This window comes from Vibrio sp. 2CM40D (assembly GCF_023161825.1).
GTDB classification, from domain to species: domain Bacteria; phylum Pseudomonadota; class Gammaproteobacteria; order Enterobacterales; family Vibrionaceae; genus Vibrio; species Vibrio alginolyticus.
This window is the reverse complement of the sequence record NZ_JALNTL010000003.1, coordinates 662,713-683,310: the sequence shown is the minus strand read 5'-3', so window position 1 is coordinate 683,310 and position 20,598 is coordinate 662,713. Positions and strand designations below refer to the sequence as shown.

Annotated in this window: 20 protein-coding genes; 5 read left to right on the top strand and 15 right to left on the bottom strand. The window is 43.7% G+C overall.

The genetic code is table 11. The features are described from left to right. Nucleotides 1–50: 50 nt before the first annotated feature. The 4 genes from MTF70_RS09480 to MTF70_RS09465 form a co-directional block, all read right to left on the bottom strand. Nucleotides 51–521, bottom strand: a complete 471-nt coding sequence (locus MTF70_RS09480) for an RES family NAD+ phosphorylase (protein ID WP_005376497.1) — start codon at nucleotides 519–521, stop codon at nucleotides 51–53. 1 nt (nucleotide 522) lies between these two features. Beyond that, nucleotides 523–975 carry an antitoxin Xre/MbcA/ParS toxin-binding domain-containing protein gene (locus tag MTF70_RS09475; protein ID WP_017820987.1) on the bottom strand — a complete coding sequence of 151 codons (453 nt, stop codon included), beginning with the start codon at nucleotides 973–975 and terminating at the stop codon, nucleotides 523–525. 153 nt (nucleotides 976–1,128) lie between these two features. Beyond that, nucleotides 1,129–3,303, bottom strand: coding sequence for a catalase/peroxidase HPI (gene katG / locus MTF70_RS09470; protein WP_017820988.1), 2,175 nt, complete (start codon nucleotides 3,301–3,303; stop codon nucleotides 1,129–1,131). Between the two features lie 186 nt (nucleotides 3,304–3,489). Then, a complete protein-coding gene (locus MTF70_RS09465) occupies nucleotides 3,490–5,031 on the bottom strand; it encodes a glutamate synthase-related protein (RefSeq protein ID WP_054577839.1) in 1,542 nt (513 codons plus the stop codon). 156 nt (nucleotides 5,032–5,187) lie between these two features. On the opposite strand from MTF70_RS09465, the gene MTF70_RS09460 reads away from it, so the two are divergent. Further along, on the top strand, nucleotides 5,188–5,667 hold the full coding sequence (locus MTF70_RS09460) for a YbaK/EbsC family protein (protein ID WP_054577838.1): 480 nt from the start codon (nucleotides 5,188–5,190) through the stop codon (nucleotides 5,665–5,667). A 175-nt stretch (nucleotides 5,668–5,842) separates the two neighbouring features. Here the strand turns inward: MTF70_RS09460 and MTF70_RS09455 are convergent, their stop codons facing one another. The 3 genes from MTF70_RS09455 to MTF70_RS09445 form a co-directional block, all read right to left on the bottom strand. Beyond that, a complete protein-coding gene (locus MTF70_RS09455; RefSeq protein WP_054577837.1) occupies nucleotides 5,843–7,255 on the bottom strand; it encodes a coniferyl aldehyde dehydrogenase in 1,413 nt (470 codons plus the stop codon). A gap of 125 nt (nucleotides 7,256–7,380) precedes the next feature. After that, complete coding sequence (locus MTF70_RS09450) at nucleotides 7,381–7,953, bottom strand: GNAT family N-acetyltransferase (RefSeq protein WP_047101443.1); 573 nt, start codon at nucleotides 7,951–7,953, stop codon at nucleotides 7,381–7,383. A gap of 104 nt (nucleotides 7,954–8,057) precedes the next feature. Beyond that, nucleotides 8,058–8,516 (bottom strand): NUDIX domain-containing protein, encoded by a 459-nt coding sequence (locus tag MTF70_RS09445; protein ID WP_005376504.1) that lies wholly within the window; start codon nucleotides 8,514–8,516, stop codon nucleotides 8,058–8,060. A 168-nt stretch (nucleotides 8,517–8,684) separates the two neighbouring features. Here MTF70_RS09445 and MTF70_RS09440 point away from each other — a divergent pair, with 168 nt between their 5' ends. Next, nucleotides 8,685–9,590 (top strand): DMT family transporter, encoded by a 906-nt coding sequence (locus MTF70_RS09440; RefSeq protein ID WP_025767836.1) that lies wholly within the window; start codon nucleotides 8,685–8,687, stop codon nucleotides 9,588–9,590. A gap of 79 nt (nucleotides 9,591–9,669) precedes the next feature. Here MTF70_RS09440 and MTF70_RS09435 read toward each other — a convergent pair whose 3' ends face one another. Then, on the bottom strand, nucleotides 9,670–9,984 hold the full coding sequence (locus MTF70_RS09435; RefSeq protein WP_005376506.1) for a multidrug efflux SMR transporter: 315 nt from the start codon (nucleotides 9,982–9,984) through the stop codon (nucleotides 9,670–9,672). Between the two features lie 394 nt (nucleotides 9,985–10,378). On the opposite strand from MTF70_RS09435, the gene MTF70_RS09430 reads away from it, so the two are divergent. After that, nucleotides 10,379–11,743, top strand: a complete 1,365-nt coding sequence (locus tag MTF70_RS09430) for an endonuclease/exonuclease/phosphatase family protein (protein WP_025767837.1) — start codon at nucleotides 10,379–10,381, stop codon at nucleotides 11,741–11,743. A 284-nt stretch (nucleotides 11,744–12,027) separates the two neighbouring features. On the opposite strand, the gene MTF70_RS09425 is transcribed toward MTF70_RS09430, so the two are convergent. From MTF70_RS09425 to MTF70_RS09410, 4 genes are all read right to left on the bottom strand, one after another. Continuing rightward, complete coding sequence (locus tag MTF70_RS09425) at nucleotides 12,028–12,561, bottom strand: hypothetical protein (RefSeq protein WP_025767838.1); 534 nt, start codon at nucleotides 12,559–12,561, stop codon at nucleotides 12,028–12,030. Next, complete coding sequence (locus MTF70_RS09420; protein ID WP_005376510.1) at nucleotides 12,555–12,941, bottom strand: MAPEG family protein; 387 nt, start codon at nucleotides 12,939–12,941, stop codon at nucleotides 12,555–12,557. The genes MTF70_RS09425 and MTF70_RS09420 overlap by 7 nt, the downstream gene beginning before the upstream one ends. 209 nt (nucleotides 12,942–13,150) lie before the next feature. Next, entirely contained in the window at nucleotides 13,151–14,056 is a 906-nt protein-coding gene (gene rarD, locus MTF70_RS09415) for an EamA family transporter RarD (RefSeq protein ID WP_025767839.1), read from the bottom strand. 103 nt (nucleotides 14,057–14,159) lie between these two features. Further along, on the bottom strand, nucleotides 14,160–14,882 hold the full coding sequence (locus tag MTF70_RS09410; RefSeq protein WP_042520743.1) for a sulfite exporter TauE/SafE family protein: 723 nt from the start codon (nucleotides 14,880–14,882) through the stop codon (nucleotides 14,160–14,162). Between the two features lie 444 nt (nucleotides 14,883–15,326). On the opposite strand from MTF70_RS09410, the gene MTF70_RS09405 reads away from it, so the two are divergent. Further along, complete coding sequence (locus tag MTF70_RS09405) at nucleotides 15,327–15,857, top strand: prepilin-type N-terminal cleavage/methylation domain-containing protein (protein ID WP_042520741.1); 531 nt, start codon at nucleotides 15,327–15,329, stop codon at nucleotides 15,855–15,857. 49 nt (nucleotides 15,858–15,906) lie between these two features. Here MTF70_RS09405 and MTF70_RS09400 read toward each other — a convergent pair whose 3' ends face one another. Next, complete coding sequence (locus tag MTF70_RS09400) at nucleotides 15,907–16,887, bottom strand: chemotaxis protein (protein WP_025767840.1); 981 nt, start codon at nucleotides 16,885–16,887, stop codon at nucleotides 15,907–15,909. 683 nt (nucleotides 16,888–17,570) lie between these two features. On the opposite strand from MTF70_RS09400, the gene MTF70_RS09395 reads away from it, so the two are divergent. Next, entirely contained in the window at nucleotides 17,571–18,179 is a 609-nt protein-coding gene (locus MTF70_RS09395; protein ID WP_025767841.1) for a response regulator transcription factor, read from the top strand. Here the strand turns inward: MTF70_RS09395 and MTF70_RS09390 are convergent. Both MTF70_RS09390 and MTF70_RS09385 read right to left on the bottom strand, forming a co-directional pair. Continuing rightward, the gene (locus tag MTF70_RS09390) at nucleotides 18,176–19,063 is read right to left on the bottom strand and encodes a LysR family transcriptional regulator (protein WP_025767842.1); all 888 of its coding nucleotides are present in this window, start codon (nucleotides 19,061–19,063) and stop codon (nucleotides 18,176–18,178) included. The two genes, MTF70_RS09395 and MTF70_RS09390, sit on opposite strands and share 4 nt — an antisense overlap. A 157-nt stretch (nucleotides 19,064–19,220) precedes the next feature. Further along, nucleotides 19,221–20,591, bottom strand: coding sequence for a GGDEF domain-containing protein (locus tag MTF70_RS09385; protein WP_005376517.1), 1,371 nt, complete (start codon nucleotides 20,589–20,591; stop codon nucleotides 19,221–19,223). Between the last annotated feature and the right edge of the window lie 7 nt (nucleotides 20,592–20,598).

The following is a 20,598-nucleotide window of genomic DNA, read 5'->3' as shown; positions in this document are numbered from 1 at the left end:
CTTATCTCAGGTAAGCGCTGAATGCTTTAAAGCAAGACAAAGCTAGGCGTCTATTTGAAAATGCGCGGATCAAACGCGAAATCGAGCTTTTCGGCTTTCTTGATGATCTCTTTCATTTTGGGATGATTTGGATTCACCACGTAGTTTTTATCACGAGGTGAAATCGTTGAAGGCACTTGCAGCGCGGCAAACTCTGGATGAGGATCATTGAGAAACTGATCACCAATGTACTGCGTAGACTCGCTCGCCGGTATTGCTCGCCACGTCACAGGGAGATCTTCTTCATCTAAGGTGGCGATGAGGTATTCTGGCATTTCAATACGATATAAATCGTAAAGTTTAGTGATAGCAGGATCGTTGTTTACGTGAACAAATACTTCCAACGAGCAAAGGGATTCCGATTCAGAGAAGTAGAGGGCTTCGGTTCCTTTTGAGTTCCATCGCCCTCCAAACAACTTTGCGCCAACGGGGCTGAATGGCGTGTCAGCAAATTTCTTTTGTGTGAGACGATAGAGCTTCATATTACGAGAATACCCCGTGCTCTAAACGGCCGATCAAATCTTTTACGATTTCAAAATCCACCGTGGTCGAGACCATATCAAGTGGACGTTTTCCACCTAAGCCGTACACATTCTCTCTCATCCATTTTAACGCGCGCTCTTCGTCGTCAAACAGTTCTGTCGCGAGTTTCAATAACATCGCTAATCGATAGATTGCATCACTTTCTTGCGTATTGAAGCGTTCATCGTTTTTTAGACGACGCTTGATCGTGCTGACAGGTATCAATGTGACGTTTTGAAACTCACTCTGAGAAAGCTTCACACGCTCAACAATATTGCGATACACCTTTGGCTCAAAGCCTTTGTGAACCGCATCAGTGCGACCTGTTTCAGCGTCTTCAATACCCAACATAAACCAGAAATTGGCTTTATGAGGTTGTTTCGGTTTGAAGCTTTTTAATGCTGCAGTTGCCATATCAAGCTCCTATGGTTCATATGGTCCAGTTATTATGGTTCAAATGAGCTTAACTTTCAATCAAAGTAAAAAGATAGGTAAAGAAAAAGGCGAGCTTTTCGCCCGCCTCTCTTACTTATTCATCAACCCATCTACTGACGGGCATCGTTTCACTTATTGCAAGTCAAAACGATCCGCGTTCATGACTTTCGTCCATGCGGCGATGAAGTCATGGATGAATTTTTCCTGATTATCATCTTGCGCATACACTTCCGCATACGAACGCAGGATCGAGTTTGAACCAAAGACAAGGTCCACTCGAGTAGCCGTCCACTTAACAGCGTCGGTTTTACGATCACGGATTTCATATTGATTAGCACTCACTGGTTTCCACGTATATGCCATGTCAGTAAGGTTCACGAAGAAATCATTCGACAAAGTGCCTACTCGGTCAGTAAATACGCCCTCTTTTCCACCGCCGTAGTTACTGCCTAGAACGCGCATACCACCGATAAGTACCGTCATTTCTGGCGCAGTTAGCCCCATAAGCTGAGCACGATCTAATAAAAGCTCTTCTGGCTTAACCGCGTAGTCTTTCTTCAACCAATTTCGGAAACCGTCAGCAACAGGCTCAAGTACTTCGAACGATTCCACATCCGTCATCTCTTGGGTGGCATCACCTCGGCCTGGCGCGAATGGTACGGAAACATCATGACCTGCGGCACGCGCAGCCAGTTCAATACCTACGTTACCAGCAAGCACGATAGCATCTGCAACACTACAGCCCTCTTCTGCTGCTATTTTTTCTAACACCGCAAGAACACGTCTTAGACGTTCAGGTTCGTTCCCTTGCCAATCTTTTTGCGGAGCCAAGCGAATTCTCGCGCCATTTGCACCGCCTCGGCGGTCAGAGCCACGGTAAGTACGCGCACTATCCCACGCCGTACTTACTAACTCACTAATGGATAGGCCACTTGCTTCGATTTTTGTTTTTACTAAATCAACATCGTAGTCTGTCTTACCTGCGGGCGTTGGGTCTTGCCAAATAAGATCTTCGCTTGGCACATCAGGGCCGAAATAACATGATTTTGGTCCTAGATCGCGGTGTGTCAACTTAAACCAGGCACGAGCAAAAACGTCATCAAAGTACGCAGGGTCATTTTGGAACTTTTCTGCAATCTTACGATATTCAGGGTCCATTTTGAGCGCCATATCGGCGTCGGTCATGATTGGATTGTAGCGCTTAGAACCGTCTTCAACATCGACAGGCTTGTCTTGTTCTTCAATGTCGATTGGCTCCCATTGCCATGCGCCAGCTGGGCTCTTTTTCAGTTCCCAGTCATACTTAAATAGTAGGTGGAAGTATCCGTAGTCCCATTGTGTAGGGTGCGTTGTCCAAGCACCTTCAATGCCACTCGTTACCGTGTCACGGCCAATACCACGTGTTTTGTGGTTAATCCAGCCAAGACCTTGCTCATGAACGTCTGCTGCTTCGGGCTCTGGGCCAAGGTTTGCGGCATCACCATTACCATGACACTTACCCACCGTGTGACCACCAGCTGTGAGCGCGACGGTTTCTTCATCGTTCATTGCCATTCGCGCAAAGGTCACTCGCATGTCATGTGCTGTTTTGAGAGGATCTGGGTTACCGTCTACCCCTTCAGGGTTCACATAGATAAGACCCATCATTACCGCAGCAAGCGGGTTTTCTAAATCTCGCTCACCAGAGTAGCGGCTGTTATCAGCGTCACTTGTGGCTAACCATTCTTGCTCAGAGCCCCAGTAAGTGTCTTTTTCTGGGTGCCAGATGTCCTCTCGTCCAAACGCAAAGCCAAAGGTCTTAAAGCCCATGGATTCGTACGCCATGTTACCGGCAAGGACAATCAGGTCTGCCCAACTTAGTTTGTTGCCATATTTTTTCTTGATTGGCCATAAAAGGCGTCGAGCCTTATCCAGGTTGGCGTTATCTGGCCAAGAGTTGAGAGGAGCAAAGCGTTGGTTGCCTGTAGCAGCACCGCCACGGCCATCCGCAATACGATAACTGCCCGCTGCATGCCATGCCATTCGGATCATTAAACCACCGTAGTGTCCCCAGTCGGCAGGCCACCAGTCTTGGCTATCAGTCATTAAATCTTTTAAATCTTTTTTAAGTGCTTCGACATCTAGCTTTTTCAGTTCTTCTTTGTAATTAAAGTCCTGACCAAATGGGTTGGTTTTGGAGTCGTGTTGATGCAGGATGTCTAAGTTCAAGGCATTCGGCCACCAATCCATCACCGACTTATCTGTAGATGTTTGCCCACCATGCATAACTGGACATTTACCTACCGAACCGCCGTTTGCTTTGCTCATATAATGCTCCTTCGTGTCGTGGTTGTGGTAACCACTCTTTGTTATTCAATAAATCGAATATCCACCTCAAACAGCGTAGTTCATACACTGTTTTTTTAGTTAACGCCAAGTCAAAATTTCAAACATTTCAGCGAATAAATAATTGTTATCAAACATGTACCTATATGTAGAAAATATGGATAGAGATCAGTTTAAGTCCATACCTGAATACTTAATCCCAGACAGCCTCGCCATGTTGTGATCCCAGGTCGCTAAATCATGATGACTAAATTCACTCAGAGCGTGATGACCACACGCCCTTGCCATAACTTGCATGAGCTCGACCGAGGATTCGAAGAAATTTTTCAGTTGCTGGGATGACTTTTCAACGTCGAGACGCTGCCTCAAATCGGCATTTTGTGTCGCAATGCCTGCCGGGCAATTATTGGTGTTGCAGATGCGAGCGGCGACACAACCGATCGATTGCATCGCACTGTTTGCTATCGCCACTCCGTCTGCTCCAAGTGCCAACGCTTTGACAAAATCCGTAGGAACTCGCAACCCACCGGTGATGATTAATGTGACGCGGTCACTTGCACCTTTTTCATCTAAGTACTTACGTGCACGAGCTAACGCAGGAATGGTGGGCACACTAATATGGTCACGGAACATAGTTGGCGCCGCACCCGTGCCACCACCGCGACCATCTAAGATGATGTAATCAGCCCCAGCATCAAGCGCAAACTGAATGTCTTGCTCAATATGGTTGGCACTGAGTTTAAATCCAATTGGAATGCCGCCTGTGATGCCACGAACTCTGTCAGCAAACTTTCTGAAATCGTGAGTAGTGTGAAGATCTTTGAACGTTGGTGGTGATATCGCTGGTTGTCCCTCGGGGATGCCTCTCACCTGAGAGATCTTACCTACATTTTTATTTGCAGGCAGATGACCACCCGTGCCCGTTTTTGCTCCTTGCCCACCTTTAAAGTGAAACGCCTGAACATTAAGAAGCTTAGATTCGTCGTAGCCAAATTGAGCACTAGCAAGCTCATAGAAATACCGTGAATTAGCGGCTTGTTCTTCCGGTAACATGCCACCCTCACCAGAGCAAATCCCAGTCCCTGCCAACTCTGCACCTTTTGCTAGTGCAATTTTCGCCTCTTCAGAAAGTGCGCCAAAACTCATGTCCGACACCAACAAAGGAATGGCGAGTCTGAGCGGCTTACGCGCGTTTGGTCCCACAATCAACTCGGTAGACACAGGAACGTCTTCCAACAACGGTTGTGTCGCCATTTGCGCCATCATGATTTGTATAGCATCCCAATGTGGTAGCAAATGCCTAGGAACCCCCATTGCAGCCATCGGACCATGATGACCGAGTTTAGAGAGTCCTTCTCTCGCTAATTGGTGGATAAACTCGAGGGTTGGTTCTTCTTGAGTAGCAGACGCTGTTGGTTTGTCTCTTTTCTCTCGCTTTTGTTCCGGTCCCTCTTTACCGACTTGCTCTGCGGTAAATCGCTTGTGTGTACCATCACAAAAAGGAGCATTGGCGGTATGCTTACATTGGCAGAGATAGGCATCTTCGTCTTTTTCCGCACTAAAGCTCATTGGCTTTAAGCCGGTTCCCGAATGAGACCCATCGCAGTAAGGTTGATTTTTAGAACGCCCACATCGGCAGAAGTAATATTCTTGCCCAGCTTTCAACTCTACTTTGATCGGCTTGTTATCAGCGATGATTGGCTTGCTCATGTTGCCCCCTATTTATTATTGTTAACCATGTTTTCTCGCTGGCTTGCAATAAGCGTAGAACAGGAGCGTAAAGAGCGTCAGTGTCGCCGAGTAAAATGCGCGATTGTCGCCCGACTAACCTATACTTTTTATGGGTCTCATACACGTGGAGGCTATATGGCGATTGCAACCCGATTAGATGAATATTTGACTGAGCATAACATTCACTTTCAAACCGTGAATCACAGCCACAGTCATAGCTCGCTACAAAGTGGTGTTGCAGCAGGTGTGCCTTTAATGAATATCGCAAAAGGTGTGATTCTTGAGGATCATGAAGGGCGTCATATGATGGCGGTCTTACCTGCCAACAACAAAATCAGTTTGTCGAGATTAAACGACGAATTTAATGCCACCTTCCACTTGGTGAAAGAGCGTATGGTTTACCGACTCTTCACCGATTGTGAACACGGCGCTATTCCACCGATTGGTAGCCCTTACCACATGTCGACAGTTTGCGATGAAAGACTAGCAAACTTGGAACATGTCTACCTTGAAGCTGGCGATCATGAAACTCTGATTAAGCTGGACCGAAAGGCGTTTAAAGAACTGATGAACGACTGTAGATATCTAAGATTCAGCAGTGAAGTTCTGCATTAAACTTGCCAAGATATTTCGACATTTCCTGAACAAGGCTCTTTCAACAAGAGCCTTTCTTTGTTTTGTTGGTAGCACGCGATGGAAGTTTCTCGGACTTTGGTGCCCAGCGTTTCAGAGCATATAGAAACAAAAAACCGCCTATTCGGGCGGTTTTTTATCAATCAAATCATAATTATTATCGAACAAAGATCTTTTGGATCGCTTTTATCGCCATAGCCCTACGGCGCATTAATACGCTCGTTCTTGGCAACCATTTCGGTGTGTGAAGAATGGTTTTCGCATGACTAAAAGTTCTGAATCCTTCCTCTCCGTGATAATGCCCAATACCCGATTCACCAACGCCACCAAAAGGCGCATCTTCAGCGCCAACATGTAAAACCGTATCATTAACGCCGACGCCACCACTGTGGGTGTTGCGTACAATATGTTTGATGGTCGATTTGTCGTCCGACATAACATACAGCGCAAGTGGTCTTTGGCGCTGATTAATGTAATCAATCGCTTCATCAACCGCATTGTAGGGCTTAACAGGTAGAAATGGCCCGAAGATCTCCTCTTGCATGATTCGCATATTCGGCGACACATCCGTGACCAAATGAGGATACAGAAGTCGTTCCTCTTGGGGCGACGCTTCAACAGTGTGAAGGTTAGCACCTTGCGCTTTTGCATCCTCAAGTAGCGCAGTCAAACGATCATATTGTCGTTGGTTGACAATATGGGTCAGCTTTTGATTCTTGTTGGATTTTAAATAGAGCTTTTCAAAACGTTTTAAGAATAGCGAAATGAACTCTTCGACACGTTCTTGCGGTACAAATGCGTAGTCAGGCGCGACACAAATCTGGCCTGCATTAATGCATTTACCAAACAAGATAGCATCAACGGCTTTCTTCATGTCTGCATCTTTTGCAATGATCACCGGGGACTTTCCACCCAACTCTAACGTCACCGGGGTAAGGTTTTCCGCTGCCGCTTTTGCCACTGCGCGACCAACACTCGTAGAACCCGTGAACAAAAGGTGATCGAATGGCAGTTGGCTGAATGCTTGTGCGACGTCTGCTTCACCCTCAAAAACTTCGACATACTCAGACAACCCACGGCAAATATCGATGATGACTTTATTGGTTTTTGGCGTAAATTCGCTGAGCTTCATCATCACGCGGTTGCCAGCAGCCAATGCTGTCACTAAAGGCGCAAGGCTCAAAATCACAGGAAAGTTCCACGGTGAAATGATCCCGACGACACCTAACGGTTGATACTGAACGGTGACTTTAGAAGGTGCGAGCAATAAGCCGGATTCGCGCTTGCTGGGTTTGCACCATTTTTTTAGTCGTTTGAGGGTATAATTAATATGCGAGACCGTTGGCAAAACGTCGGTCATAGCGGTATCAAATTCTGAGCGATAGCCAAAATCGTCACTTAACGCTTCAACCAGCGCTTGTTTGTTCTCAAGCAGCGATTTTTTTAACAAAACGAGGCGCTGTTTACGTTCATCCAAACTAGGATAAGGCTCGGCTGCATATGCCGCTTTTAAGCGTTCGAGGCTTTGCTGTAACAAGTTATCTACTTCAACCTCTGTGATTGCGTTCATGATGCTTCTCCTAGCCTAGTTTCTGCCAATGACGCCCCAAGTTAACACGAGCGCAACAATGTTACTATTGTAGCGCTCGTGAAGTTAGAGTTCGAACTCTGATTAAAATATTTCTGGGGTGGATACTACATCAAACGTAGTTCATAAATGCCTAGTCGTTGAGAGCGGTCAAGCATATCGAACTCATGATCAACGTATTCTTTTAATGTGGCGCCTGCACGCTCAGCAATATTGATGCTAGCGATGTTATCTTCCATACAATGGAACTGAATGAATTGTGCGTGCCCTTTCTGCTTCAAAAAAGGGATCAATACTGCGAGCACTTGATCAATCACACGATGGCCTCGCCCATTGTTGGCAAGCCAGTAGCCAATTTCAGTAACACGCGTATGTGAATCCACACCTTTAATGCCAATAACACCCGTAAGCTGCTCATCAAAATAAATTGCACACCAGTGGGAATCCAGCGCGTTACTGTTCACTCGCTGGGAAATGTAGTTAACGGCCTCTCTATGATTCGTGACAGAATCCGTCCAAGGTAGATAGCCCTCAAGGCTCTCTCGGTGAGTGTTCACAACCTCTAGTAAAGCGGACGCGTGTTTCGTGTTGAGGGGCTCAATTGAGACCCTTTGCGAGACGGAAAAACGCTTCTGTAAGTGATTTCCTTGATACGTCTCTTGGCATGTGACTTCATCCATAGATGTTATTCCTTTTTGTTGTGAACGCTCAGCGCAAATCCTAACGCTTCATTTTATGAGAACAAACCTCTCTATAAAAACTAATCAAAGCCGTTGCCGTTCATTTAGCCCTTTTGATCGATCAGCGTAAATGGCGTTAGTGATGCCACATCTACATAATGTTTCCATACATGTTCATATAGGTGATGCTGATTGGCAAACGGAGCCAGCTGCTTAGCTTCTTCAAGCGTACACCAGCGATACTCTGTATGCTCTTCGTTAAGAACAACTGATTGGTTAGGCGGACAAAATAGCACAAAACATGGGATAACCATGATACGGTTATTTTTTGCTTCGTAGAACTGCTCTAGAAAGTCTGCTGTATGTAACTCAACTTGGTCAATTAGTGTCTCTTCTTTTAACTCTCTTAAAATGGTTTGCCACCCGGCTTCACCCGCTTCGATACCACCTGCAACATGGCACCAATAGCCACCTTTTACGCGTTTGAGTAACAGCATTTTTTCTATGCCATCAATTTTTGAAATGACAACGCCTGAAACATGCGTTGCTTTTATCGGGATCATGTAAGCTCCTTAAATATCGAGTTTTTATTGTTACGCTGAGAGAGGCAGATTAATTGCTACGTATTCTACTGTTTATTCATCTTGTCGACAGAAGTGTTTGAGTTTAGAGGATTTAATCGCTAACTAAGTATGCTAAAGTGAGATCTGTCGCAACAAATGAGCAGTAAAATGTCCAATTCATTCAACACTATGATTCCCATCGGTGTGCGCTTTATGGTGCTTTCCGCGTTCGGCTTTGCTCTGATGTCGGCTACAGTAAAGCACGTCGGCAACTACGGTATCCCCGTTTTTGAAATCGTTGCAGCAAGAGCGCTCGTTTCACTTATCATTAGTTATTTCGATGTAAAGCGAAAACGAATTTCTGTATGGGGCAATAATAAGCCATTACTATTTGCACGCGGTGCTGTGGGCACGATGGCTCTGATGTGTGTATATTATTCAGTGACCACCTTACCTTTGGCAGAAGCGACGATATTCCAATATATTCATCCGGTGTTTACTGCACTACTCGCCGTATTTTTCTTGAAAGAGCGCATCCAGCCGTCAACTTTCCTTTGTATTGCGTTGTGCTTACTCGGCATCTATATCATGGTAAGCCCAGAAACTGGGCAAGGCTCAGATAGCGCTTTACCAATGTTTAGCGTCATGATTGCGATCTTAGGCGCATTTGGTAGCTCAATTGCCTACGTCATTGTCAGAAAACTGAGTCAGACAGAAGACAGCTCAGTGATCATTTTCTATTTCCCGTTGGTTGCTCTCCCCGCTTCACTCTTACTGATTGGCGACGATTTTGTAATGCCCGATCTATATCTGACTTTCATGTTGGTTCTAGTTGGTGTCTTTACCCAAATTGGGCAATTGGGGTTAACCAAAGCGATGCAAACTCAACAAGCGGGTAAAGCCTCCGCTTATTCGTATATCCAGATCGTATTTTCTGTGTTGTTAGGCATCATTTTCTTTGGCGAGGTTCCGATCATTTGGACGTACGTCGGTGGCGGTCTGATTGTTACAGGCGCATTAATTAATGCGTTTGGTCATAACTTACGGTTACCTTTTATTAAGCGCAACGCTTGATATACCTACCCAGAACCGTAAACACGACATTTAGAAAAACAGCCAGAGTGACTCTGGCTGTTTTGTGTTTAGCCTAACGTTAAGCTGATATTTTTAACCCTGCGATACCAGCGACAATCATTAGCAAGCTTAAGGCTTTGATAAGTGTTGCTGGCTCATTGAACAGATAAATACTCACGACTGCCGTGCCTATTGCGCCAATCCCTACCCATACGCCATAAGCAATGCCTAAAGGCAAGGTTCTTAACGCAATGCCAAGCAACCAAAAGCTCAATAACATAAAGACAATAGTGAATGCCGAAGCACCGAATTTGGTAAACCCTTGTGAATATTTAAGACCGACAGCCCATGCGATTTCACACAAGCCCGCAATGAAGAGAATTCCCCAAGCCATGTCACATTTCCCAACGAGATGGGGTCGTCCCCGAGAAAAGATAGAGCGGTGAGGTCGTCCTCACTTCTGATTGACTGCTTATTATATACGGAAATCTAAACATAAAAAATAAAACACGGCGATAAGCATACAACTCAAACATCTCATGTACGCTTAAATTCTACGCTTTTCTTTTTAACGGTGGCGGACTCTCTATTTCGCATCAATAACGACACCGTTTTTTAACAATTTACATATAACCTTCTGGTGTTGAAAGTGTTGCATTTATTGCACAAATCACACAAAAACTAATTGAACATGTAAATATGAAAACGTTTGTGTGACTAATATCGCTTAAAACAATGACTGATGACTTTAATATTCAGCCGAATTAATTATAAGGTATGACGTACCCATGAAAGCAATCAAAACCTCTATCGCTGTCCTTGTTGGCGCCGCTCTACTATCTGGATGTAATGACGATACTGAATACGTCAATGTTCAGCCTAAAGAAGTAAAAATAGCGACTTACAACCTCTCTTTTGACCGCGCTACCTTCGAAACTTTGGTAGATGAAATGCAAATTGAACCAACGCAACAAACTGCGTTGGTCACCTCTTATTTAGACGGTTCAATCGCAGCCGAAGACAAAACCACTGCGGAAAAAGTCATTCAAATTCGTAACGTTGCAGCAATCATTCAAAAGAATCGTCCTGATGTTCTCATGATGGCGGAATACAACAACGACGGAACAGGCGAAAACAAAGCAGCCATTGAAGGATTCCAGAAGAACTACTTGTCTGTCGCGCAAAGTATCGATGGCGCGGGCGGTGAAGCAAACCTTGAGCCTATTGAATACCCTTATGCTGAATCTTACTCAACTAATACAGGGTTGTTGAGTGAGTTTGATCTCGACAACAACGGAACCGCAGGTCAAATGCCAGGTGATGCATGGGGCTTTGGCATGTACCATGGTCAATATGCATTTGCCCTTATGTCTAAGTATAAAATTGACACAGCAAACACACGTACATTCCAAGCATTTAAATGGAAAGATATGGAAGGTGCGAAAATTCCAACCATTACTATCTGTGACGGTTCGCAAAAGATTCCAGACGGCATGAAGTGTGGTGATGAATGGTACTCAGCGGAAGAATGGGATCAAGTGCGTCTATCTTCGAAAAATCACGTCGACGCACCAATCATCATTCCAACTCGCAATGGCGAGGAAGTTGTACACTTGTTGATGTCTCATCCTACTCCACCAGTATTTGACACCGGTAAAAACAAAGCGCAAAACGCAGCAGAAGTGGAGTTTTGGCATCATTACATTCAAGGCAAAGACTATTTTTACGACGATGCGGGTAAAACAGGTGGCTTAACGAACGGCGCTAAATTCGTAATGATGGGTGATCAAAACCTTGATCCAGTGGCTGGTGACGGTATTAGCTCTGTAATGCAAGAGCTGCACAACGATCCATTGGTTAACCAAACCGTGATGAATGGTGCGCTTTACCCAACAAGCTTTGGTGCAGCTGAACACGCTGTTGACCGCAGTTCAACTCACTCATATCCGAATCGCATCACTTCAACGTTTGGCTTAGGGGTAGACTATGCCTTGCCTTCAGCAAATTTGAATGTAATAGACTCTGGTGTGTACTGGTCAGCGTCTTATGAAGAGGGCCGTAAACTATTTAACGATGCACGTATCGGTAAGTATGGTGATGGTAAGGATGTATCTTCCGACCATCGCATGATCTGGATTAAAGCACAGTTCTAGACTGCATAAAAAAAAGCCAACCACAAGGAGTCGTGATTGGCTGTATATATTTGTGAACAAGATGGTTCACTAACAACGTCAGTTGGCTAGGTGACCCTCGGCTTAGAAAGGGTCACTCATACTAAAGCATGAGGCGTGCCAACTTTTCAGCGCACAAAAACAGGTTGTTATTTAATCACTTTCATTAAAACTTAACCAATAGCTACTGTTTGCTCACAGAATAAATTGCAATTTGCAAACTACCATTGGCATTTCGCAATAAACCTGATCTTTAGCTCTTGCTTTTATTGCTTCCTAGCTAAGTCGCGTGCAAGGATTAACGCAAGTCCGAATACTTGCAAGAAGAGTCCGATATTCTTGTACCAAGCGATCTTTTCATCCTGCTTTGCCATTACCTCATTGAGCTCTACATTCTCAATGTAGTAATTATCGATGCGGTCTCTATACGAAGCTTGTGCCTGATTTATCTTTGACATTAGTTGCGGAAGTTGATCAATTTGTATTTCATCCGACTCGTTGTGAACCCAAGAAGATAAATGCCCTGCTAATACCTCTTCTAGCTCTAAAGGTATCGCTACGCTCTGACTTATGTGCACATGCAGCAGTAAAGCTTCTCTTTTCCTTTCTAGGGTTTCCACACTGTTCCATGCGAGTTGGATGGAATACAAGTTTTCTGCTGTTTGCTCTGCGAGCTGCGAGTGCTGTTTACCCAACTTATCAAGGACTAAGCTAGTAACGATGATCGCGCCAATATTCAGTACTAATCCAATCAGAACGAGTACCCATGGTGGTGGAATGTAACGTCGCAGACTTACCATAACTTATCGTATGGCAGGTAAATCATATTTAACACAACCAATGAAAGTATCACCAGAAATGTCACCTGCATCCCTCTAATGCGCTTTTTCAAGTCTTTTTTCAATATGCCTTTAGCATGAATAACTCGACCAATTACAAAAATAATACCGGTGAGATGTATCCATGTTGGGTAAGCACTATTGAATTCTAAAAGTGCCATTAAAATCAGGGTGATGGGGATATATTCTGTCGCATTACTCTGGGCACTACGAGCAATTTGTAGAGCCTCTACCCCACCATCGGCATAAGCAATTTGATTTAAGCGACGTTGCTTAATTACTTGAACAGCCAACCAAATAATGAGTATTGCGAGAATGTTGGCATACAGAGCAGTGATCATATGTCGTCCTTCTTGATCTGGTTTTCACTTATATAAGCGTGTCACTTGGCTATAACTATAGCGGTATCATTATGATAATGCGTAAAATAATCTCAAGTTATGATTTCTATTCAGGCAAAAAACGAAAGCCAATGCTTCATGACATTAAAAATGCCCTCGAATGGAGGGCATAAGAATAAAGAAGCTAATATGTGAGAATATTGAAACCACTATAAGGGGTGTTTGACCAGCTTTTTGCGCCGATGCCCTTTGATAATACTTTCAAAAATGGTGAACAACAGCCCTACCCAAATAAATGCAAAGGTCACCGCTTTCACTTCGTCAAACAACTCGCCAAAAAACATAACTGCCAACACAAACTGCAAGCTTGGCTCGATGTATTGCATTAGACCGACGGTTGATAAATTAGTTATACGTATTGCGATAGAATAAAATACAAGTGGTAAAAGTGTGATAGGTGCACTGCCAAAATACAAAAGCAATGTTTTGGTATCTGTGCCCGAAGCCAGTTCACCAGTTGCCCATTGTTTATAGAGCAAATATGCGAGTGCAACTGGAGTCAGTAACAACGCCTCAACAAACAAGGTTGTACTCCAGTCATAATTTATCTTCTTCTTGTAAAGCCCATACAAAGCAAAGAACAACCCCATCGTTAGTGCGATAACGGGCAGCTGACCATAGTGAATCACTTGATACATAACACCAATTGTTGCCAGCACGATTGCAATAAGTTTGCCTTTTGAGAGCTTATCCCCAAGAATAAATACGCCTAGTGCAACAGATACTAATGGCCCAATAAAGAAGCCTAAGCTGGCATCAATGACCCGATGATGGGTCAAAGCCCAAGTGAACGCACTCCAAGAAATACACATCAAACTGCTCGCCACAAACGTGTACCACAAGGACTTTTTATCAAGCCAGATTTCTTTCCAATTCAACCCTCGACGGGTTATCCCAAGTACAATTAGAAACCCGACAGGTACAGACCCAATGATTCGCCATGCTAGCAACTCATCCATAGAAGCATTTGGTAAATAACGATAATAAATTGGTAGCAATCCCCAGATCACAAAGGAGAATGCTGCCATAAAAGTGCCATAACGAGTGTTATTCATAAAACTATCGCCCATCTAAACGACCAAATTTGGCGTAAGTAAACAAGTCCGCCATACATAAAAAGGAATGCAATCCCGCAGTGACTTTATGATGCAGATGGCATTATTGGCTCAACGCTTGTACGACGGCGGTAAAGCCACTCACAAAACACAACATAAGTGCCCCAAACCGAATCTTTTCTTTTGGTAACGACTGGGTAGTTTTCATTGCTAGCCAGTAACCAAGCGCCGCAGCAGGTAATAGAGGAATAGTAATGACCAAATGATGCAATGTGAAGAAGCCCACTGGGATTTGTACTATTAGTGAAATAATCGAACTGAAAACAAAAAAAGCCGATAAGTTGCCGCGTAACTGATTTGCTTCTTGATGCTGCAACAATAACGCCATCGGAGGGCCTCCAATCGCAGAACTGGTACCAAACAACCCAGAAAAGAAACCAGCACATGTCATACGCGAAGGCGTAGGCTCAACCCGAAACGGTAAAACACTCACCACGACTGCAAACAGCACCAACAAACCAATCCAAAGCGTGAGAGTTTGTGTAGATACAAAAAAGAGTAGCAAGCCACCAGCAATTGATCCCGGCACTCGCCCAATCAACGCCATCTTTAAGCCGCCGATTTCAACACTACTGCGGTGCTTCATCGCATTCATCAACGAAATAAATAACGCGACTAAACAGATTGGCGCAGGAACATATTCTGGCGCCCAAAGAATCAGTAAAGGTGCGGCAACAATAGCCAAGCCAAAACCGATTGCGGTCTGGACATAAGAGCCAAGAAATATCAAACCTATTGCAAGGAAGTTTATCGAATCGAATTCCATTTAGATTATTCTTATATTTGAAAAATAAACACAAAACCAAAGCACATTCGCATGATGAATACCTCAGGCATACTGCGATATGAATTCCGCGTAGCATTCATCAAAGTGAATAAAAAGACAATCCATTTGTGCGGTTCGCCCTCATTTGCATTTTGTATTTCATTCCGCTGATGTACATGTTTGCTTACATCGAAGAGGATTCATGCTCGCCTGTTCACGCAGCATTTCTTCAGCGGAATTAATGACCTCTTAAAATCTAGCAGAATTAGACCCGTGAATTCTCCATTGCATTTAATGGATTCAGTCAATTAGTGCGGCGTCGGTATAGCACTTTACAACTCACCTCTTTATACTACTGATCGATTTATCATTACCGTACTTATTTACACAATAAACAAGTGTACGGTCAGTGTTTTTCTACCTTTAACTTGCTGTGAAAATAATATGAAAAAACAAACGGGATTTACTCTAATAGAGTTAGTCGTAGTTATTGTCGTGCTCGGTATTCTTGCTGTCACTGCCGCGCCACGCTTTTTAAACCTTCAAAGCGATGCACGTGAAGCACGTTTGGAAGGAATGAAAGGCGCTATTGCGTCAGCATTAGGCGTGGGTTATGGGAAAATGGCGATTGCGGGATTGGAAAGCAAGCCTTACGTTTCAAACTTCGTAGACAGTGCTTTAATGGCAGATTTACCATTTGACGGCTGTAATATTGGTGGTTCAAAGCGCTGTGTTTTTTTATATGGATATCCTGATTCTGATAGCGAATCGATGAAGTTACTCGTGCAAGGACTGAACGAAGAAGACTCGGATTGGAAAACATTTCATCACCCGGCTGGTTCAACAACTCGCGAAATGGTCATTGCTGCAGCCGACGAAAAAAGAGCTAGCCTTACACAATGCGGAATTTTATATGGGCCACCGCAGACTCCAAACGAGAGTTACACCTTAGAGATTCTTCCCTGCCCTCAATAAAAATAAGGCTGCCAATCGGCAGCCTTATTTGTTTCATCTGATCGGTTTTTTACGCAAAGTTAAACACGTATTTATCCATCATATTCACCATGCGGCCAATCTCTGGCTTGGTAATCGTATCATTTGCGCCAAGAGATAGTGCTTTCGCTCGGTTATCCTCACTCATCAATGACGAGAACATAATGATCGGCATTTCATAAAACGCTTCGGTATCTCGTAGTCTCTTCACTAAGTGCATACCATCCATTCGAGGCATTTCTACGTCCGTAACCACCGCATCTAATAGCTCTTTAACTGGCAAGTTTTCTTCTTTCGCGACCTCGATCAAGCTCATCAACTTCTCATGCGCCTCACCACCGTCTTTACATGTGATCACATTGTAACCTGAAGAAGCTAATGTATCTTGGATCAAAGAGCGAATAAATGCTGAGTCATCCACCACCATGATCGTTTTAGCATTACGCTTACCGACCATTCTCTGGTTGAGATCCACCGACTTGTCCCCTTTCACATCGTATTTTTCCATACTCAGTTCTGGGTTGATGTCTGCGATGATTTTTTCAAAGTCGAGAATCATGATCAGGTTGCCTTCTTTACGGACAACGGCTACTACACAATCTTGTTCGCCCGCTTCCAAAAACTGACTTGGTGATTCCACATCATTCCAAGAGATACGATGAATACGCGAAATGCTGTCAATTAAGAAGCCATTGGTCATTTTGTTGAAATCCGTAACGATTACAAACTTGCGCTCCAGATCTTGTCGTGTTGGCACACCTAACCAACCAGCTAAATCCACTAAAGGCGTCAGTACATCTCTGGATGAGAACACACCAATCATATGCGGTTGTGCGTTTGGATAATCGGTTGTTTCTGGCACGCGAATCACTTCTCGTACTTTCGCAACGTTAATGCCGTAATAACAAGTTTTTGTGCTGCCATCTGGCAATGTTTTTTCTAAATGAAACTCGATGATTTCAAGCTCATTGGTACCACTTTCTGTCAAAATGGTGCTGGTTACGTTACTCATAAAGCCAATTATCCAACCAAAAATACGCATCAGAAAAGTTTGATGCAAACGCCATGAGAAGCCGTTCTCTGGCTAAAAATCCAAAAGTCCTTTTTAGTCGTTACAACAAAATTTGTAAACCATCAAAAGGACGGCTAACGCACATTTCCATACCAAACCATGTAAAATTGTCTCATTTTTGAACACGACATTATGAGTGGCCAAAGTGCGAATTAACACCTCCACTTTTAGCGGCAGAGTCAATGAAAAGTTTAGAAATAATTTGAAGTGATGTTCAGCGTCAATAGCCAAACCTATCTAACAGATATCAGTACAAAGTTGGCTACTGTGCTCATGCCTGGTGTATAACAAGCTCTCTTCAAGTGGCATGGTATAAAACTGCGCTTGTGAACACACGGGTTTAAATCGAAGCGCTAGAGGCATCGCAAGAAAATCTGAAGGCATAGAACACTGAAAGAACACTTTCAGTTTGTTAGTTTTCTGTCAGCGTAAGTTTTAAGCAATCATCCTATCACTAGGTATTTCAATACCTGACATCGCTATTCCCATAATCAAGACACTGATTTTCACTTTTGGAAAGAGTCATTTTCCTTCCTCTTAGCAAGGTTTTTCCTACAATCCTATTCATCCAATTGCGCTGTCGCCTGACAGCACACTAGTTGATGTATTAGGTGAGGTTAACTTTGAATAATGTTCTTATTATCGACGCTCAACCATTGTATAGCGAAGCTATTGCTTCTCTAGTTGAATCTGTAGTCAACACAGCTGAAGTGATTCAAACCACTGACAGTGCGGAAGTGATGGATCTTGTCCGAGGCCAAAAGATTGATTTGATTATTTTAGACGTAGTGCTTGGCGACCGCGATGGTATGCGTTTAGCCAAAAACATTTTAGCGACAGGATATCGTGGCCGACTGTTATTTGTTTCTTCACGTGACTACTCGAGTCTTTCTAAAGCAGCGTACGAAATGGGCGCAAACGGCTTCTTAAGCAAGCATGAAACAAGAGAGACCATTATCGACGCAATTGTGAGTGTTTCACGCGGTTACTCAATGTTTAAGTCGACTCACACACCATCGTCGGGTAACGTAACACTTTCAAATCGCGAAGCCATGGTGTTCCATTATCTTGTACAAGGCTACTCTAATAAGAAGATTTCTGAACAACTTTCACTCAGCGCTAAAACAATCAGCACCTACAAAACGCGTATTCTGAAGAAGTACCATGCGGACACGTTGATTGAACTTCTGCATACTATTCCTCAGTCAGAAAACATTGAGTTTTGCCGCTAAGCGCTCATGTATTTTGCAATAGCACCGATTAACAGCTGGTGCATTGCATCATGTCTTAAGCTTTGCTTCACCTGTACAACCACTTTTGGCCAGCCATCTGGGTAAAAATGCTCTGGCACTCTTATAAATTTATATCCATCAATTGGCGCCTGATATTCAAGTAGCACGGTTGCGGCGCTTTTTTGCTTAATTAGCTTCAATACGCTGCTTACGTTGTCTAGAGCCGCAATACGGTTGATGACCATACCGTGGCTTTCCATCGCACGCTTAACGAGCTGCTCTTTCTCTTTCCAACCGATAATCTCTAACATGATAAAGGGAAGTTTGGCTGCTTCTTCTAGGGTGGTAATTCCCAGCTCTTCAGGGACAACTAACACAGCAGGCGCATAGCCGATGAACTTCTGATAAACAGATTTCGGAACATCCTCGTTGAAGTAATGTAATTGCGCATCCACTTTGCCTAGGATTATCTCTTCTATCGTATACTCTGTAATCGTTGCTATCGAAATGTGCGCCTTGGGAAACAGCGCCATTAAATCCATTGCAAGTAAATGCCCAAATGAGTATTGAGCGGTTTGCGGTAAACAAATGGTGATGTCTTTTTCGTAATTTTCCGGTTCAAACTCATCTCTAATTAGACAAGTTTCAAGCTTCTCGAGTGCATCGGAAATTTTAGGTAATTGACGTTTTAAATAGTCCGTCGGTTCCATGTGGTGAGGATGCCGAATAAACAATTCATCGTTTAGCTGGAGTCGCAATCGGGCAAGGTATTTGCTAATTGACGCTTCGCTCTTCCCCATCGCTTTCGCAACGGGCTTGAGCTGACGGTGCTTATCCAGTAAGACAAGTATTTTAAGTAAGTTTAAGTCGAGATCTTTGTTCACGTGCGACACCAGATGTAAGGTCGAGAATAAATAGAGCAATCACTATTTGTTGACTGCTCTAATATAAAAGACCACTCATTCTGTTTGGTCAAATTAATCAAACAGTTATGTCATGGTTATGTTCCGTAACTTAACATTTAGTCAATACTAGACCTGCTTAATGGGACTTTTGTCTGTGTTTTTTCATCTCATAGAGATCTTCATCTGCACGTACAATAACGTCCTGAAGCGTTTCGTGTAACTCATTCGCCGCGATACCAGTACTCACACTAACTTCGATATCCAAGGTCTTTAGTCGGTTATCTTTAACGACACTACGAAGCTTCTTCGCCAATATTGAAGATTGACTGATACTGCAACCCGGCAGAATCGCAACAAACTCATCACCACCAGTTCGAACTAGATAATCACTATTTCGAAACACTTTAGACATAGCATCAGCAATAATCCCAATAACTTCGTCCCCTACATGGTGACCGTAATGGTCATTGATTCGCTTGATCCTATCGCCATCTATTGCAATGACGGAATATGGCGCGGTTTCCAAACGACGTTTGAATTCGCTATCTTGAAAGACTCTGCGGTTAAACAATCCCGTTAAATCATCTTTCGTCACGTTCGTCAGTGCTTTCGCGAGGCGAAGTTTGCTCTCTTTAGATTCATAAGCTTTGTTGTAATACGCTAAGGTTACGAAAAAGAAGATGATAAACAAGAACACGTAATCCAATACAATTTTACTGAATGGGTACATGTAAACGATAAGATTGTTGTTGTCTGCGACATATGATTGGGTGTACGCGAATGATGGAAAGGGGTAGCCAGCGAAATAAATCACCATTTGCTTGTTCCCATTCGCTATTTGAACATCTACCGCTTTCCCATCATTGTAAAGCGGCGAGAGGTACAATTGTTCCGAGAACTCCCCCACTAACTCACCTTGAAAGTAAACCGGACTCATGATGCTTATCGCCATGTCATCGGAGTATGTCGTTTTAAATGGTAGGGAAAACAATACCCGGTCCGTCAGTTGCTCTTTCCACGCAGCTAACACACAAGAATAATTACTTTTACACCAATCAACATCAAATGTGGCTTTCACTCCCTCTAACGCTTCAATCGGTCTCTCTAAGATGAGTTTGTTTCCAGTATAAGAACGAAAATACATAACGGCATTTTGTCGATTGAACGCATTTGATAAATACGCTTCAGCCTGATGAAGCGATTTCCGTGCAACAGCTTCAACGTAATTAAGTTTTTCATAAGGTGACAGGGAGTAAATCGCATCTTGAAAGCTCAGCTCTGTTTGCGCTTCTACTTCACTCACGCTCATGCCTTTGTATTGCTCGAGCTGCGCTTCCGTCAATAGCCCCATGAGAATTACTTTTTGTTTTATTTTGGCTAAATTATTCGCGTAAGTGTTGAACTGCTTTACTTCATAAGAAATTAACACCGCACCAATCATTGTGACAGAAGTGACGAATAGTAATGTTGCGATGAAAAGAGACAACGCGATACTTTTAAGTGTCATGATGCGG

What these genes read in the sequence shown, in the direction of transcription:
- MTF70_RS09435 (WP_005376506.1), bottom strand. Translation starts at nt 9,984, where the DNA reads ATGGCTTGGGGAATTCTCTTCATTGCGGGCTTGTGTGAAATCGCATGG.
- MTF70_RS09400 (WP_025767840.1), bottom strand. Translation starts at nt 16,887, where the DNA reads ATGAGTAACGTAACCAGCACCATTTTGACAGAAAGTGGTACCAATGAG.
- MTF70_RS09445 (WP_005376504.1), bottom strand. Translation starts at nt 8,516, where the DNA reads ATGATCCCGATAAAAGCAACGCATGTTTCAGGCGTTGTCATTTCAAAA.
- MTF70_RS09480 (WP_005376497.1), bottom strand. Translation starts at nt 521, where the DNA reads ATGAAGCTCTATCGTCTCACACAAAAGAAATTTGCTGACACGCCATTC.
- MTF70_RS09385 (WP_005376517.1), bottom strand. Translation starts at nt 20,591, where the DNA reads ATGACACTTAAAAGTATCGCGTTGTCTCTTTTCATCGCAACATTACTA.
- MTF70_RS09450 (WP_047101443.1), bottom strand. Translation starts at nt 7,953, where the DNA reads ATGGATGAAGTCACATGCCAAGAGACGTATCAAGGAAATCACTTACAG.
- MTF70_RS09455 (WP_054577837.1), bottom strand. Translation starts at nt 7,255, where the DNA reads ATGAACGCAATCACAGAGGTTGAAGTAGATAACTTGTTACAGCAAAGC.
- MTF70_RS09430 (WP_025767837.1), top strand. Translation starts at nt 10,379, where the DNA reads ATGAAAGCAATCAAAACCTCTATCGCTGTCCTTGTTGGCGCCGCTCTA.
- katG (WP_017820988.1), bottom strand. Translation starts at nt 3,303, where the DNA reads ATGAGCAAAGCAAACGGCGGTTCGGTAGGTAAATGTCCAGTTATGCAT.
- MTF70_RS09425 (WP_025767838.1), bottom strand. Translation starts at nt 12,561, where the DNA reads ATGGTAAGTCTGCGACGTTACATTCCACCACCATGGGTACTCGTTCTG.
- rarD (WP_025767839.1), bottom strand. Translation starts at nt 14,056, where the DNA reads ATGAATAACACTCGTTATGGCACTTTTATGGCAGCATTCTCCTTTGTG.
- MTF70_RS09460 (WP_054577838.1), top strand. Translation starts at nt 5,188, where the DNA reads ATGGCGATTGCAACCCGATTAGATGAATATTTGACTGAGCATAACATT.
- MTF70_RS09475 (WP_017820987.1), bottom strand. Translation starts at nt 975, where the DNA reads ATGGCAACTGCAGCATTAAAAAGCTTCAAACCGAAACAACCTCATAAA.
- MTF70_RS09405 (WP_042520741.1), top strand. Translation starts at nt 15,327, where the DNA reads ATGAAAAAACAAACGGGATTTACTCTAATAGAGTTAGTCGTAGTTATT.
- MTF70_RS09440 (WP_025767836.1), top strand. Translation starts at nt 8,685, where the DNA reads ATGTCCAATTCATTCAACACTATGATTCCCATCGGTGTGCGCTTTATG.
- MTF70_RS09465 (WP_054577839.1), bottom strand. Translation starts at nt 5,031, where the DNA reads ATGAGCAAGCCAATCATCGCTGATAACAAGCCGATCAAAGTAGAGTTG.
- MTF70_RS09410 (WP_042520743.1), bottom strand. Translation starts at nt 14,882, where the DNA reads ATGGAATTCGATTCGATAAACTTCCTTGCAATAGGTTTGATATTTCTT.
- MTF70_RS09420 (WP_005376510.1), bottom strand. Translation starts at nt 12,941, where the DNA reads ATGATCACTGCTCTGTATGCCAACATTCTCGCAATACTCATTATTTGG.